Raw genomic sequence first — 14,190 nt, 5'->3', positions numbered from 1 at the left:
CACCACCATGCGACTGATGCGCATCGGCGAGCCGGGCCAGGAACGCCCGGTCGCCGTCTGCCCCGAGGGCCGCCACTACGACCTGTCCGGCATCACCGACGACATCGACGGCGCGTTTCTCGCCGCGCTGGCCGACAAGCCGCACCTGATCCCCGCCGAGCCCAAGCTCCCGGAGACCGACATCACCGGACAGCGCGTCGGCGCCCCGGTGGCCCGGCCCTCCGCGCTCCTGTGCATCGGGCAGAACTACGCGGCCCACGCCGCCGAGTCCGGCGCCGAACCGCCGAAGCAGCCGATCCTCTTCTACAAGTCGCCGAACACGGTGGTCGGTCCGTACGACGACGTCCTCATTCCGCGCGGCTCCGAGAAGACCGACTGGGAGGTGGAGCTGGCCGTCGTGATCGGCCGCCGCGCCTCCTATCTGGACTCCCCCGCCGACGCGGCGGCCCACATCGCGGGCTACACGGTCAGCAACGACGTCTCCGAGCGCGCCTTCCAGCTGGAGGAGTCGGGCGGCCAGTGGTCCAAGGGCAAGAGCTGCGCCACCTTCAACCCGCTGGGACCCGTGCTCGTGACCGCTGACGAGGTGGGCGACCCGCAGCAGCTGCGGCTGCGCAGCTTCGTCAACGGTGAGCCCCGGCAGGACTCGTCCACCGCGGACATGATCTTCAGCGTGGCGCATCTGGTGCACCATCTGTCGCAGTACCTGGTGCTGGAGCCCGGCGACATCATCAACACCGGTACGCCGCAGGGCGTGGCCCTGTCCGGCCGCTTCCCGTATCTGGGTCCGGACGATGTGATGGAGGTCGAGATCTCGGGCCTGGGCCGGCAGCGCAGCGTCTGCCGGCCCGCGTAGCCGGAGCCGTAGAGGGCTCGGCCCTCCGGGATTCCCTCCGGAGGGCCGAAATGCCGAAGCACTCCCCGCGGGACAGCCCTCAGTCCTCGGGGAGTTCGACCGGGGCGATCTCGTCGAAGACATCGCCGGGGCCCGGGTTCGTGGGGTCGGTCGCGCCGCCGAACTGGTTCATCACACCCCAGACGGCGTTCAGCGCGGTCTGTACGGCCCCCTCGGCCCAGCCGGCCGTCCAGGAGATGTCGTCGCCGGCCAGGAACAGGCCCCGCTTGTCGGCGGGCAGCCCGTCCTGCATGAAGTGGGTGAACAGCCGCCGCTGGTAGCGGTAGTGGCCGGGCAGATTGGCCTTGAACGCGCCCATGAACCAGGGCTCGTTCTCCCAGGAGACGGTCACGGGGTTGCCGGTGATGTGCTTGCGGATGTCCACGTTCGGATAGATCTCGCCGAGCGACTTCAGCATGACGTCCATGCGCTCGGTCGCGGAGAGCGGCAGCCACTTCAGGCTGTCGTCGCACCAGGTGTACGAGAGGCAGATGCTGGCGGGCCGGTCCGGCCCCTCGTCGAGCAGGTACGTGCCCCGGGTCATCCGGTCCGTGAGCGTCATCGACATGGTGTCGCGCCCGGTCGTCTCGTCCTTGTCCAGCCAGAACGGCCGGTCGACGGGGACGAACAGCTTGGACGACTCCATGTAGTGGGTGCGCTCCATCGCCGTCCAGTGGTCGATCGGGAAGAGCGCGTCGTCGCAGTCGATCTTGGAGAGCAGCAGCCAGGACTGTCCGGTGAAGACGGCGGCGCGGAAGGTGCGGATGTCGCCCGTGGCGTCGGTGACGGTGATCCGGTTGCCCGCGGTGCGGTTCAGCCGGGTCACCGCGCCGCGCGGTTCGCCGTCGTGCAGCGAGGCCAGCGAGGTGCCGAGCGGCCAGTGGACGATCTTGTGCGGTTCGCGTTCCCACAGGCGCAGCGGGAGCTGCTGGCTGCCGCCGACGATGGAGCGGTGGTGGTCGTCCGCCTCGGTGTAGACGACCCGCAGGATCTCCAGGATGGAGTTGGGGAAGTCGGTGTCCCAGCCGCCGGTGCCGAAGCCGACCTGTCCGAAGATCTCGCGGTGGCGGAAGGACTTGAAGGCGTCGGAGTCGCAGAGGAAGCCGTAGAAGGTCTGGTTGTCGAGCTTCTCCACGAGCCGGGCCCAGATCTCCCGGATCCTCGGTATGTCGCGCTCGCGCATCGCCCGGTTCATGCCGGAGAAGTCGGCGCCCTCCTCCAGGCAGGCGTTCCAGGCGTCCATCACCTCGCGGTAGACCTGCGGAAGGTCGTCGACGGTCCTGGCGTAGTGCGACTCGCCCTTCAGGTCGACGACGGTCGAGGGGGTGGCCGGGGAGAGCGGGTTGGGGAAGGGCTTCGTCTCAAGACCCACCAGGTCGATGTAGTGCTGGAGGGCGGTGGACGACGGCGGGAAGCGCATCGCGCCCATCTCGGCGGTGAGCGGTTCGCCGTCGGTGTCGCAGCCGTCGAACTCGACGGTGCGCAGCCGTCCGCCGATGCGGTCCGCCTCGTAGACAACGGGCTTCAGTCCCATCTTCATCAGCTCGTAGGCGGTGACGATGCCGGAGAGCCCGCCGCCGATGACGGCCACCTCGGTGCCGTGCTCGGTCGCCGGTATCTGCCCGATGCCGGCGGGGTGGGCGAGGAAGTCGTCGTACGCGTAGGGGAAGTCCGGCCCGAACATGGTGATCGGCGGGGCCGCGTCGGTGTGCGGGACGGCAGGGGGCACCGTGGACGTCATGGGGTACGGACTCCTTGCGGGGCGGGGTGGGGTGACCGGGGCGGCGTACTGGGAGGGGGTGGCCGTACGGACCGGGGCGGCGTACTCAGACGAGGGAGCCGTACAGACCGGGGCGGCGGTCGCGGAGGTAGGGGTTGCCGGCCCGGGACGCGGCCAGAAGGCCGGGGTCGACGTCGCCGATGAGGAGTTCGTCGCCGCGTCCGGCGCGGGCGCGGACCGTGCCGTCGGGGCCTGCGAGAGCGCTCAGCCCGACGAATTCGAAGGGGCCTTCGGTGCCGGTCCGGTTGGCGTAGGCCACGTACAGCTGGTTCTCGAAGGCGCGGACGGGGACGACGGACTCCGCGACGAACGGGAAGGGGTGCATGAGCGCGGTCGGCACCAGCAGCAGATCGGTTCCGGCGAGGGCGTGCGCGCGTACGTTCTCCGGGAACTCGACGTCGTAGCAGATCAGGAAGCCGATGCGGACGCCGTCGAGTTCGGCCTGGACGACCGGCCGGTCGCCGGGGGTGAACCACCGCTCCTCGAAGTCGCCGAAGAGGTGGGTCTTGCGGTAGTCGGCGAGCGCCGTTCCGTCGGGCCCGATGAGCCGCGCGGCGTTGTACAGGGTGTCGCCGTCGCGCTCCGGGTAGCCGTAGTGGACGGCGATACCGTGGCGTACGGCGATCTCGGTGACGGCCCGGCCGGCGGGTCCGTCGGCGGCTTCGGCCAGCCGGGGCACGTCGTCGCCGATCGCGTACCCGGTCAGGAACATCTCGGGGCAGACCAGCAGCCGTGCGCCACCGTCGGCGGCCCGCCGCGCGGCGTCGTCGAGGACGTCGAGGTTGGCGGCCACCGAGCCCGGAGTTCCGGAGCTCTGGAGCAGGGCAGTGCGCAACAGCGGCATGGCTGACCTCGGACGATGGGGTGGGCGGAGACGTATTGACGGTACGTTCCGCCCTTCCCCCCGGACAAGGCGCGAGTGTTGCGCACCGACCGTCGATCCGTTGCGCGGGATCGGCGGGGTGCGGCGATTCGTTGCGCGACGGCGTGGGGCCTATCCCGGCGATCCCGAGGAGTACCGCCGCAGCAGCGGCGAAAGCACCAGCACGGACTTCGTACGCTCGACATACGGCTCGCCCGCGATCCGCTCCAGCACCTGCTCGAAGTGGCGCATGTCCGCCGCGAACACCTGGACGAGCGCGTCGGCGTCGCCGGTCACGGTGGATGCCGACGCGACCTCCGGATATCTGGCGAGCCCTTGCTTGATCGAGTCCGGTGAGGTGTTGCGGCTGCAGTAGATCTCGATGTACCCCTCGGTCTCCCAGCCGAGCGCGGCCGGATCCACGCGGACGGTGAAGCCGGTGATCGCCCCTTCGGCGCGGAGCCGGTCCACCCGGCGTTTCACGGCGGGGGCGGAGAGCCCGATGATCGAGCCGATGTCGGCGTAGGAGCGGCGGGCATCTTCGGCGAGGGCGTGGACGATGCGTTCGTCGAGGTCGTTCAGTCGCACGTCGTACGGGTCACTTCTCTGCGATGGCGAGAGCCCTGGTCGGGGCGGGGCACGGCTGCTGCCGGGGGCGGCCGTGCCGCCCCCGGCAGTAGACCATGGGCCCGCCCCGCGGGGCGCGCTCAGCGCAGGTGGCGCCGGGCCGGAAGGGACGGCGGACGAGGGATCCGAGGGGAGTCAGAACGGGAACCGCGAGCGCCCGTGCTGCACGGAGATCCACTTCTGGGTGGTGAAGGCCTCCAGCATCGAGTCGCCGTTGAGCCGCCCGAGCCCGGAGTTCTTCTCGCCGCCGAAGGGGACGATCGGCTCGTCGTGGACCGTGCCGTCGTTGATGTGGATCATGCCGGTGCGGATCCGCTGCCCGATGCGCACGCCGCGCTCGATGCTGCCGGTGTGCACGGCGCCGCTCAGGCCGTACGGGGTGTCGTTGGCGATCCGGACCGCCTCGTCCTCGCCGTCGAACGGCACGAGGAGCGCGACCGGGCCGAAGATCTCCTGGGAGAGCACGGGGGAATCGGGCGCCAGCCCGGTGAGGACGGAGGGGCTGACGACGTTCCCCTCGGCCCGTCCGTGCAGCAGCGCTGTCGCGCCCGCCTCGACGGTCTGGTCGACGAGCGCGGTGATGGCCTCGGCCTGGGTCGAGTTGATCAGCGGGCCTATCTGGGTCGCCGGGTCGGCCGGGTCACCGACGCGCAGCGAGGCGACCTTCGCGACGAACTTCTCGGTGAACTCCTCCTCCACCGCACGGTCCACGAGGATCCGGTTGGCGGCCATGCAGACCTGCCCCTGGTGTACGTACCGGCTGAACACCGCCGCGTCGACCGCGTAGTCCACATCGGCGTCGTCGAGCACGATCAGCGCGCTGTTGCCGCCGAGTTCGAGCACCGAGCGCTTGAGGTTCGCGGCGCACACCGTCGCGACGTGCCGACCGACCCGGTCGGAGCCGGTGAAGGAGATGATCTGCGGTACGGGGTGCTCCAGCAGCGCGTCACCGATCTCCGCGATGTCGGTGACGACGACGTTCAGCAGACCGGCCGGCAGCCCGGCGTCCTCGAACACCTTGGCCACCAGGGTGCCACCGCAGACCGGGGTGTTCTGGTGCGGCTTGAGCACCACGGCGTTGCCCAGCGCCAGGGCCGGGGCGACGGACTTCAGGGACAGCAGGAACGGGAAGTTGAAGGGGCTGATCACCCCGACCACACCGGCAGGCACCCGGTAGACACGGTTCTCCTTGCCCGGGGTCGGCGAGGGCAGGATCTGTCCGGTGGACCGGAGCGCGAGGCGGCCCGCCTCGCGCAGGAACTCCTTGGCCAGGTGCAGTTCGAAGGCCGCCTTCAGCCGGGTGCCGCCGAGTTCGGCGACTATGGCGTCACCGATCTCGTCCTCGCGCTCCTCGACGATCCGAAGCGCCTTCTCCAGCACCGCTCGCCGGGCGTACGGACTGGTGTCCGCCCACGCCTGCTGCGCGTTCTCGGCCGCATGGTAGGCCTGGTCCACCTCGTCGGCCGTGGCGACCGTGATGGAGGCGAGCTGCTTCCCGTCGAACGGGTTGAAGTCGATGATGTCCCAGGACCCCTTGCCCGGCCTCCACTCTCCGTCGATGTACTGATGGGCCAGGTCAGTGAAGAAGGACATGAGATCCCTTACCGCAGAGGGGCGGACAGCTGAATGGGATTCATATTACTTATTTTTCAACAGAGTTGATATGAATCAGGCCCCGCCCCAGACATCATTTCCAGCCACCGCCTCACCCCCGGATGCCCGGAAAACACCGGTGCCCCTCCCGGCGCGAACAGCCGGAAGGGGCACGGTCGAAATGAGGGGGCGGGATCAGCCCCAGCTGGCGTGCAGCGGCTTGCCCTCCGCGTAACCGGCGGCGCTCTGCACACCGACGACCGCCTTCTCGGCGAACTCGGCGAGCGAACCCGCACCCGCGTAGGTGCAGGAGGAACGGACGCCCGCGATGATCGAGTCGACCAGATCCTCGACACCGGGACGGGTCGGGTCCAGGAACATCCGCGAGGTGGAGATGCCCTCCTCGAAGAGCGCCTTGCGGGCCCGGTCGTACGCCGACTCGTCGGACGTACGGTTCCGCACGGCACGGGCGGACGCCATACCGAAGGACTCCTTGTAGAACCGTCCGTCGGCGGACTGCTGGAGGTCACCGGGCGACTCGTGCGTCCCGGCGAACCAGGAGCCGATCATCACATTGGAGGCACCGGCGGCGAGCGCCATGGCCACATCGCGCGGGTGACGGACACCGCCGTCGGCCCAGACGTACTTGCCGTACTTCCTGGCCTCGGCGGCGCACTCCAGCACGGCAGAGAACTGCGGCCGGCCGACACCCGTCATCATCCGGGTGGTGCACATGGCGCCGGGTCCGACACCGACCTTGATGATGTCGGCACCGGCCTCGATGAGGTCGCGCACCCCCTCGGCCGCGACGATGTTGCCGGCCACGATCGGCACCTGCGGATCCAGCGCCCGGACGGCGCGCACCGCACTGATCATGGACTCCTGGTGACCGTGCGCGGTGTCGACGACGAGGGTGTCGGCGCCGGCGTCGAGGAGCTGCTTGGCCTTGCCGGCCACGTCGCCGTTGATCCCGACAGCGGCCGCGATGCGCAGCTTGCCCGCCGCGTCGGTGGCGGGCGTGTAGAGAGTGGCGCGCAGTGCGGCCTTACGGGTGAGGATGCCGACGAGCCGGCCGTCCGCGTCCACCGCGGGGGCGAGCTTGCGGTTGGCGCCGTCGAGCTTGTTGAAGGCGTCGCGGGGGTCGATGTCCGCGTCCAGCAGCACCAGGTCCTTGGACATGACCTCGGAGAGCTGGGTGAAGCGGTCGACGCCGGTCAGGTCGTGATCGGTGACCACGCCGACGGGACGCCGGTCGCCGTCGACGACGACCCCGGCTCCATGGGCACGCTTGGGCAGCAGCGACAGCGCGTCGGCGACCGTCTGGCCGGGGGCCAGCACGATGGGGGTGTCGAGCACGAGGTGGCGCGTTTTCACCCAGCTGATGACCTCGGTGACGACCTCGATCGGGATGTCCTGCGGGATGACGACGAGCCCACCGCGCCGGGCGATGGTTTCGGCCATCCGGCGGCCCGCGATAGCCGTCATGTTCGCGACGACCAGCGGAATGGTGGTGCCGGTGCCATCGGGCGAGGAAAGGTCGACGCCCTGCCGGGATCCGACCGCTGACCTGCCCGGAACCATGAAGACATCGTCGTACGTGAGGTCGTACGGAACTGAGGGGGACTCTGTGTATCGACCGGTGCCGGGCTCAAGAAAACGCATAACACTCATTTTTTCATACGAAATGACGCAGGTCGCTTCCACGAAGACACAGCAAATGACTCCCGCCTTCGTATGTTCCTCCAAGGAACAAGATCGGGAGTCCCGGGCAAGTGGAACCTGCCTTGCCCACAGACCCTACCCGAGGGACCCGCAAATCATTCGCGATCATCTCCCCTGGACCTGGTGACTGGGGCTCAGGTAGCTTCAAACGCGCAGGTCCCGCAGGCCACCCAATACCCCGGAGCATCAGGCGGAGCGGTCACAACTCCCGCAATATGTACGACCGGAGAGGATTACGACCGACTCGTGGACAGCGAACTGCCCGACATCTACTGCCCTTTCCCCCAGCGGACGAACCCGTACGTCGGGCACGTAAGGGAGCATCTCGACATCTGGACCCGCGACACCGGCCTGGTGCACCGGGATTCAGCCAGGGACCGCTTCGAGCAGGCAGACTTCGGAGCCTTCGTCGGCATGGTCTACCCGACCGCCGACGGCAAGAATCTGGAGCTCGTCGCCGACTGGTTCGTCTGGCTGTTTCTCGTCGACGACCAGTTGGACGACGGGCACCTGGGCCGCAGCCCGGAGCACGTACAGGGTGTCGTCACACTGATGCGTTCCGTGGTCGAGGGCACAGAAAGCCGCACCCCGGCGGGCGAGCGACTGCCCGCCGCGGTCGTCGCCCTCGCGGACCTGTGGGAACGCACGACGCCGGCCGCCGCGGCGCACTGGCGGCGGCGCTTCACCCAGCACCTGATCGCCTACCTCACGACGGCCACCACCTGGGAGGCCGGGAACCGCGCGTACGACGTGGTCCCGTCCGAGGCGGCGTACATCAGCAACCGCCGTCACACGGGCGCGATACATGTCTGCATGGACCTGATAGAGATCGTGGCCGGCATCGAGGCGCCCGAGTCCATCCACAACGACTCGCGCTTCATCACCGCACTCGAAACCTCGTGCAATGTCGTGTGCTGGGCCAACGACGTCTACTCGTACGAGAAGGAACAGGTCCTCGGCGAGATCCACAACCTCGTCCACCTCGTCCGCCACCACCGCGGTCTCGGCAAGCGGCAGGCGCTGGAACACGTCTGCGCGGAGATCGCCCGGGAAACCGAGCGATTCCTGACCGCGGAGGCAGAGCTGCTGACCGCCCATCCCCAGCTCGCCCCGATGCTGGAACCGTACCTGGACGGGATGCGGAGCTGGATGCGCGGGAATCTCGACTGGTCCCGGCAGACACCGCGCTACAACCCGGCCGACGTCAGCCAGTACAAGGCGCCTGAGCAGTATCTGGAGGCAACGGTCCTGGGCGTCCGGCTGGACTGACCGGTGCACCGGCCGAACGGCGGACGGAAGGGGGCGGCGGTGATGACACCGCCGCCCCCTTCCGTCCGCCGTTCCGGCTCTCACTCCCCATCCGGGTCGGCCCGCTCCAGTGCGGGCCGGCGCGGAGCGGCCGATTCGGTCAGCAGGTAGTCGGCCGCCGCGGTGTCCGTCACCAGGCTGGTGACGAGACCGGAGCGCAGCACCGCCCCGATCGCCGCCGCCTTGCGCTGACCGCCGGCGATCGCCACCACCTCGGGGATCCGGCGCAGCCGGTCCGCCTCGACCGTGATGCAGCGCTCGCCGAGATCGCGGCCGACCCGGCGGCCGTCCGCGTCGAAGAGGTGCGCCGACATCTCGGCGGCGACGCCGAGCGAGGCGTAGTGCTCGCGCTCCGCGTCGGAGAGCATGTCGTGGACCGTGGAGATACCGGGCTCCCAGGAGCCGATGGAGACGGCCGCGACGGTCACCTTGTCGAAGTACTCGAAGGCACGCGCGATGCCCGTCTGGTGGCGCAGGGCAGCGGCCGTGGCCGGGTCGGGGAGCAGCATCGGCGCGTAGATCGGGTGGGCCTCGCCGCCGGACACCTGGGCGGCCCGCCGCACCGCCTCGACCGAGCCGCGCTCAGCCGTTCCCGCGTCGTACACCCCGGTCAGCTGCACGACCGTGCACGGTGGCAGCCGGTCGAGGGCCGCCGCCATGTGAATGGTGGAGCGGCCCCAGGCGAGACCGAGCACATCGCCCTCGGTCACCAGTTCGCCGAGCAGGTCGGCCGCGACCTCACCCAGGTTCTCCGGGTCCGCGGCGTCGTCCTGCTCCTCCGCCGGGGATTCGACCACGACGGCGTGGCGCAGCCCGTAGCGGGCGCGAAGCGCGTCGGAGCGCTCGGCGTCCAGCTCCGCGGGGACCCGGATCTCGATCCGTACGAGGTCACGCTCCAGGGCCGTCTCCAGGACCCTGGCCACCTTGAAGCGGCTGACGCCGAACTCCTCGGCGATCTGGATCTTGGATTTGCCCTCGAGGTAGAAGCGGCGGGCCATGGCCGCCGCCTGCACCAGCTCCGCGGGCCCCATCCGCAGGGCGGACCGGCCCGCCGACATTGCAGACACCGCGTTCTCCTCACTGCTGTTCACGCTCTTGATACGCCGTTCATCCTGTCAGATACGGCGATCCTTGACCGGTCCCGTCGGACCGCGTTCATCTGCGCTTGGTCCGGCCGACCCGTAATCGGGGGCCGGACCGGTTGTCCGCGGCGTCAGTGGCCGCACGCCCACCCCGCCGAGGCGGTCGCTCCCTCGGCCTTGGCGCGCAGGGCCCGGACGGCTTCGGCCGGGTCCTTGGCGCCGTACACGGCGGAACCGGCGACGAAGACGTCGGCCCCCGCCTCGGCGCAACGCTCGATCGTGGACTCCGAGACCCCGCCGTCGACCTGGAGCCACAGTTCGAGTCCGTGCCTGGAGATCAGCTCACGGGTGCGGCGGATCTTCGGCAGCATGATGTCCAGGAACGACTGGCCACCGAACCCCGGCTCCACCGTCATGATCAGCAGCATGTCGAGCTCGGGCAGCAGGTCCTCGTACGGCTCGATGGGCGTCGCCGGCTTGAGCGCCATGGAGGCACGGGCGCCCTTGGCCCGGATCTCCCGCGCGAGCCGGACGGGAGCCGCGGCGGCCTCCACGTGGAAGGTGACGGAGCCCGCCCCCGCCTCGACGTACTGCGGGGCCCAGCGGTCGGCGTCCTCGATCATCAGATGGCAGTCCAGCGGGGTGCTGGTGGCCCTGCTGAGCGATTCCACGATCGGGACGCCGAGCGTCAGATTGGGCACGAAGTGGTTGTCCATGACATCGACATGGAGCCAGTCGGCACCTTCGACGGCCTGCGCCTCCTCGGCGAGACGTGCGAAGTCGGCGGAGAGAATGCTGGGGTTGATCTGGGCCATGGGCCAAGCCTGCCATGTTCTGCGGCACTTCCCCGCTTCGGTGCGCCCCAAAGCCTCACGGGATCATTACAGTTCGCGCATTCCGGCCCTTTTCGCCCTCGGTCCGGCCCTCCGGGGGCGGTCAGGCGGTTCGCCGCAGCAGAGCGAGGTACATCGCGTCCGTGCCGTGCAGATGCGGCCAGAGCTGGACGTCCGGCCCGTCGCCCAGGGCGGGCACTCCTGGCATCAGCGGACGGGCGTCGACCCACTCGGCCTCGACCGGTGCACCGCCGCGGCCCTTCAGGACGTCCTCGACGACCACCCGGGTCTCCGCGAGGTGCGGCGAGCACGTCGCGTATCCGACGACGCCACCGACCCGTACGGCCTTCAGCGCCTCGCGCAGCAGTCCGCGCTGGAGGGGCGCGAAGCCCTCCAGGTCCTCCTTGCGACGGCGCCAGCGCGCCTCGGGCCGACGGCGCAGCGCGCCGAGGCCCGAGCACGGGACGTCCATCAGGATCCGGTCGAAGGTGCCGGGCAGCCACGGCGGGCGGGTGCCGTCGGCGGTGATCACCTGGTACGGGCCGGGGTTCCCGGCCAGCGAGCGCTCGACGAGCCGGGCCCGGTGGGGCTGCTTCTCGGCGGCCAGCAGCGCGGCACCCCGTCCGGCGGCGAGGGCGGCGAGCAGGGCGGCCTTGCCGCCGGGGCCGGCGCAGCCGTCGAGCCAGCGGATGTCGCTGCCCTCCAGCGGGGCGTTGGCGAGCGCGGCGGCGACGAGCTGGCTGCCCTCGTCCTGGACACCGGCCCGGCCTTCCTGCACGACGGTCAGGGCGCCGGGTTCGCCGCCTTCGGCCATCCGTACCGCATACGGGGACCAGCGGCCCGGCAGGCCGTTCTCCTCACCGAGGGCGTCGAGCAGCTCATCGGTGGTGGAGCGGCCGGGGCGGGCGACCAGGGTGACCTCGGGCCGCTCGTTGTCGGCTTCGAGGAGGTCCTCGATCCCCGCACGGCCGCCGCCGAGCGCGTCCCAGAGAGCCGAGACGACCCACCGGGGATGCGAGTGCACGACCGCCAGGTGGTCCTCCGCGTCGTCCTCGTACGAGGGGGCGACCTTCGCCACCCAGCCGTCGAGGTCGTCCGCGGACACCTTGCGGAGCACGGCGTTGACGAATTTGGCGCGCCCCTCGCCGAGCACCACACGGGCCAGCTCCACGCTCGCGGAGACGGCGGCGTGGGTCGGGATGCGGGTGCCGAGGAGCTGGTGCACGCCCATGTTCAGTACGTCCAGGACCGGCGGGTCGACCTCGCGCAGGGGCCGGTCGATACAGGCTGCGACGATCGCGTCGTACGTCCCCTGACGGCGCAGTGTCCCGTAGACCAGCTCGGTGGCCAGGGCCGCGTCCCGGTTGTCGAAGTCGCCCTTGGCCCGGGCCTTCTTCAGCAGCGGGGGAAGCACGAGGTTGGCGTACGCGTCCCGCTCGTCGACGGCCCTGAGGGCCTCGAAGGCGAGGAACCGGACCGGATCCTTCTGCGGACGGCGGTGCGGCTTGGCGGGACGGCGACGCGGCTGGTCGTTCACGTGAAAGGTGCTCCGCTGATGGTGAGAGGGCGAACCCTCCCAGCCTACGTCCCCGCCCCGGCCCGCCGGTCCGCCGTCAGATGCCGACGAGCTCGCCCGGGACGATGCGCACCCCGCGCGCCCAGTCCGCGGCGCGCATCGGCTTCTTGCCCTGCGGCTGGACCCAGAGCAGCTCGATGGCGTGCGATCCGGTGCCCACGTAGACGTTGTTCTTGGCCGCCGACAGCTCGCCCGGCGCCAGATCGGCCCGGTCGACGACGGGCACGGCCTGGATCAGCTTGAGCCGCTCCCCGCGGAAGAGGGTCCAGGCTCCGGGGGCCGGGGTGCAGCCGCGGACCACCCGGTCGACGCGCAGGGCGGGCGCCGACCACTCGACCTGGGCGTCCTCGACGGTGATCTTCGGTGCCAGGGTGATCCCCTCGGCAGGCTGCGGCACGGCGTGCAGCGTGCCGTCCTCGATGCCGTCCATCGTCGCGGCGAGCAGCCCGGCGCCGGCGAAGGCCAGCCGGGTCAGCAGGTCGCCGCTGGTGTCGGTCGGCCGCACCTCCTCGGTGAGGACGCCGTAGACCGGTCCCGAGTCGAGCCCTTCCTCGATGAGGAAGGTGGAGGCCCCCGTCACCTCGTCGCCGGCCATCACGGCGTGCTGGACGGGCGCGGCGCCGCGCCAGGCGGGCAGCAGCGAGAAGTGGAGGTTGACCCACCCACGGGCCGGGATGTCGAGCGCGGTCCTGGGCAGCAGCGCCCCGTAGGCGACGACGGGGCAGCAGTCCGGCGCGATCTCCCGGAGCCGCGCCAGGAAGTCCTCGTCCCTCGGCCTGGCAGGCTTGAGCACCTCGATACCGGCCTCCTCCGCCCGCTCGGCGACGGGACTGGCCACCAGTCGGCGGCCACGCCCCGCGGGTGCGTCGGGCCTGGTCACGACGGCGGCCACCTCATGGCGACCGGAGGCGATCAGGGCGTCCAGTGCGGGTACGGCTACCTCGGGGGTGCCTGCGAAGACGAGCTTCATGGGTGGCTGACTGCCTCTCAGGCCGAAACGTTACGGTGACGAGCAACGCATAAGTCTATGGGCCGGAACGCCGGGAGAGCGTTGGGGGGCGTACGCATACCTGCACGCCCCTTTCATGCGCGTATGCGCCCCCGGTGCGTGACCAGACCCCCGGTGAGGCGTTGGTCAAGAGAGATTGACCGAAGCGAGCCGCCCTGTGCGGCCCGATCCCTTTCAACGCCGGTTCGAGAGGCTTCTTCATGGCCGACCACGCAACCCACGACGCCCAAGCGCGGGCCAGCCTGCATCTTCTGGTGCGGGACATCGAGCGGGTCCGGCGGCAGGTGGACGCGCTGCGCACACTCACCGCCCAGCTGGGCAACGTCTACCGCCCGCGCCGCTCCGGCCCCTCCGCGGGCTTCGTCGTCTACGGCAGGGCTCCGGCCCCCACCGTCAGGCTGGCCCAGGAACTGCGGGACAGCGTCGAGACCCTGGTCACGGCGGCAGTGGACTTCGACCGTTCACTGGGCTTCTCCTGGGACGCGGTGGGCTCCGCGCTCGGAGTCACCAAACAGGCGGTCCACCGCCGCTACGGCGCACGACGCGCCGTCCCCCAGCCCGTGCCGGCCGAGGGCGTGGCCCAGCCACCGGTGCCGGCGGTTCCCGGGTCCCCCTCGGGCGCTCTGCCCACCGTCCCGGCCGCACGATCGATGCCGCCGCAACCGTCCGCGGACCGCCCGCCGCTGGGCGAGGAGCTGCGCCCGGGCGTCTTCCCGGGACCGCGCAACGGCTGATCCGCCGGACGGGGGGTGCGGGGCCCTTGGGCGGGCGGCAGCGGTGTTCCTTGGCCTCGGGGGCCCCGTCTGTTGCCCCGGTCCGGGGCGGGGGTCTTTGTCCTCAATCGCCGGACGGGCTCGGTGCGGGTGCTCCGCGGGGTGCGTTCTGTCCGGTGGGTGGGGGTGG

General features: G+C 70.5%; 12 protein-coding genes. 3 read left to right on the top strand and 9 right to left on the bottom strand.

What is annotated here, in order from left to right:
- Positions 1–7: 7 nt before the first annotated feature.
- The gene (locus tag ACZ4LX_RS28565; RefSeq protein ID WP_467651314.1) at positions 8–856 is read left to right on the top strand and encodes a fumarylacetoacetate hydrolase family protein; all 849 of its coding nucleotides are present in this window, start codon (positions 8–10) and stop codon (positions 854–856) included.
- 79 nt (positions 857–935) lie between these two features.
- On the opposite strand, the gene ACZ4LX_RS28560 is transcribed toward ACZ4LX_RS28565, so the two are convergent.
- The 5 genes from ACZ4LX_RS28560 to ACZ4LX_RS28540 form a co-directional block, all read right to left on the bottom strand.
- Complete coding sequence (locus tag ACZ4LX_RS28560) at positions 936–2,636, bottom strand: flavin monoamine oxidase family protein (protein ID WP_467651313.1); 1,701 nt, start codon at positions 2,634–2,636, stop codon at positions 936–938.
- A gap of 85 nt (positions 2,637–2,721) precedes the next feature.
- Positions 2,722–3,519, bottom strand: coding sequence for a carbon-nitrogen hydrolase family protein (locus ACZ4LX_RS28555; RefSeq protein ID WP_467651312.1), 798 nt, complete (start codon positions 3,517–3,519; stop codon positions 2,722–2,724).
- A 150-nt stretch (positions 3,520–3,669) separates the two neighbouring features.
- Complete coding sequence (locus ACZ4LX_RS28550) at positions 3,670–4,125, bottom strand: Lrp/AsnC family transcriptional regulator (protein ID WP_093709736.1); 456 nt, start codon at positions 4,123–4,125, stop codon at positions 3,670–3,672.
- Between the two features lie 174 nt (positions 4,126–4,299).
- Positions 4,300–5,757: an aldehyde dehydrogenase family protein gene (locus ACZ4LX_RS28545; protein WP_467651311.1), complete on the bottom strand. Its 1,458-nt coding sequence runs from the start codon at positions 5,755–5,757 to the stop codon at positions 4,300–4,302.
- 195 nt (positions 5,758–5,952) lie between these two features.
- Positions 5,953–7,419 (bottom strand): GuaB1 family IMP dehydrogenase-related protein, encoded by a 1,467-nt coding sequence (locus ACZ4LX_RS28540; RefSeq protein WP_467651310.1) that lies wholly within the window; start codon positions 7,417–7,419, stop codon positions 5,953–5,955.
- A 306-nt stretch (positions 7,420–7,725) separates the two neighbouring features.
- On the opposite strand from ACZ4LX_RS28540, the gene ACZ4LX_RS28535 reads away from it, so the two are divergent.
- Positions 7,726–8,748, top strand: a complete 1,023-nt coding sequence (locus tag ACZ4LX_RS28535) for a terpene synthase family protein (RefSeq protein ID WP_467651309.1) — start codon at positions 7,726–7,728, stop codon at positions 8,746–8,748.
- A gap of 80 nt (positions 8,749–8,828) precedes the next feature.
- Here ACZ4LX_RS28535 and ACZ4LX_RS28530 read toward each other — a convergent pair whose 3' ends face one another.
- From ACZ4LX_RS28530 to fmt, 4 genes are all read right to left on the bottom strand, one after another.
- Entirely contained in the window at positions 8,829–9,845 is a 1,017-nt protein-coding gene (locus tag ACZ4LX_RS28530; RefSeq protein ID WP_467651322.1) for a sugar-binding transcriptional regulator, read from the bottom strand.
- A 155-nt stretch (positions 9,846–10,000) separates the two neighbouring features.
- Entirely contained in the window at positions 10,001–10,684 is a 684-nt protein-coding gene (rpe, locus tag ACZ4LX_RS28525; RefSeq protein ID WP_467651308.1) for a ribulose-phosphate 3-epimerase, read from the bottom strand.
- Positions 10,685–10,805: 121 nt separating this feature from the next.
- The gene (locus ACZ4LX_RS28520; protein WP_467651307.1) at positions 10,806–12,239 is read right to left on the bottom strand and encodes an RsmB/NOP family class I SAM-dependent RNA methyltransferase; all 1,434 of its coding nucleotides are present in this window, start codon (positions 12,237–12,239) and stop codon (positions 10,806–10,808) included.
- 76 nt (positions 12,240–12,315) lie between these two features.
- Positions 12,316–13,248: a methionyl-tRNA formyltransferase gene (fmt, locus tag ACZ4LX_RS28515; RefSeq protein WP_467651306.1), complete on the bottom strand. Its 933-nt coding sequence runs from the start codon at positions 13,246–13,248 to the stop codon at positions 12,316–12,318.
- 239 nt (positions 13,249–13,487) lie between these two features.
- Between fmt and ACZ4LX_RS28510 the strand changes: the two genes are divergently transcribed.
- On the top strand, positions 13,488–14,021 hold the full coding sequence (locus ACZ4LX_RS28510) for a hypothetical protein (protein WP_467651305.1): 534 nt from the start codon (positions 13,488–13,490) through the stop codon (positions 14,019–14,021).
- The last annotated feature ends 169 nt before the right edge of the window (positions 14,022–14,190 follow it).

This window comes from Streptomyces sp. NPDC026062 (genome assembly GCF_055568375.1).
This window is presented reverse-complemented; position numbering and strand designations above follow the sequence as displayed.

What these genes read in the sequence shown, in the direction of transcription:
- ACZ4LX_RS28565 (WP_467651314.1), top strand. Translation starts at nt 8, where the DNA reads ATGCGACTGATGCGCATCGGCGAGCCGGGCCAGGAACGCCCGGTCGCC.
- ACZ4LX_RS28560 (WP_467651313.1), bottom strand. Translation starts at nt 2,636, where the DNA reads ATGACGTCCACGGTGCCCCCTGCCGTCCCGCACACCGACGCGGCCCCG.
- ACZ4LX_RS28555 (WP_467651312.1), bottom strand. Translation starts at nt 3,519, where the DNA reads ATGCCGCTGTTGCGCACTGCCCTGCTCCAGAGCTCCGGAACTCCGGGC.
- ACZ4LX_RS28545 (WP_467651311.1), bottom strand. Translation starts at nt 5,757, where the DNA reads ATGTCCTTCTTCACTGACCTGGCCCATCAGTACATCGACGGAGAGTGG.
- ACZ4LX_RS28540 (WP_467651310.1), bottom strand. Translation starts at nt 7,419, where the DNA reads ATGCGTTTTCTTGAGCCCGGCACCGGTCGATACACAGAGTCCCCCTCA.
- ACZ4LX_RS28530 (WP_467651322.1), bottom strand. Translation starts at nt 9,845, where the DNA reads ATGTCGGCGGGCCGGTCCGCCCTGCGGATGGGGCCCGCGGAGCTGGTG.
- rpe (WP_467651308.1), bottom strand. Translation starts at nt 10,684, where the DNA reads ATGGCCCAGATCAACCCCAGCATTCTCTCCGCCGACTTCGCACGTCTC.
- fmt (WP_467651306.1), bottom strand. Translation starts at nt 13,248, where the DNA reads ATGAAGCTCGTCTTCGCAGGCACCCCCGAGGTAGCCGTACCCGCACTG.
- ACZ4LX_RS28510 (WP_467651305.1), top strand. Translation starts at nt 13,488, where the DNA reads ATGGCCGACCACGCAACCCACGACGCCCAAGCGCGGGCCAGCCTGCAT.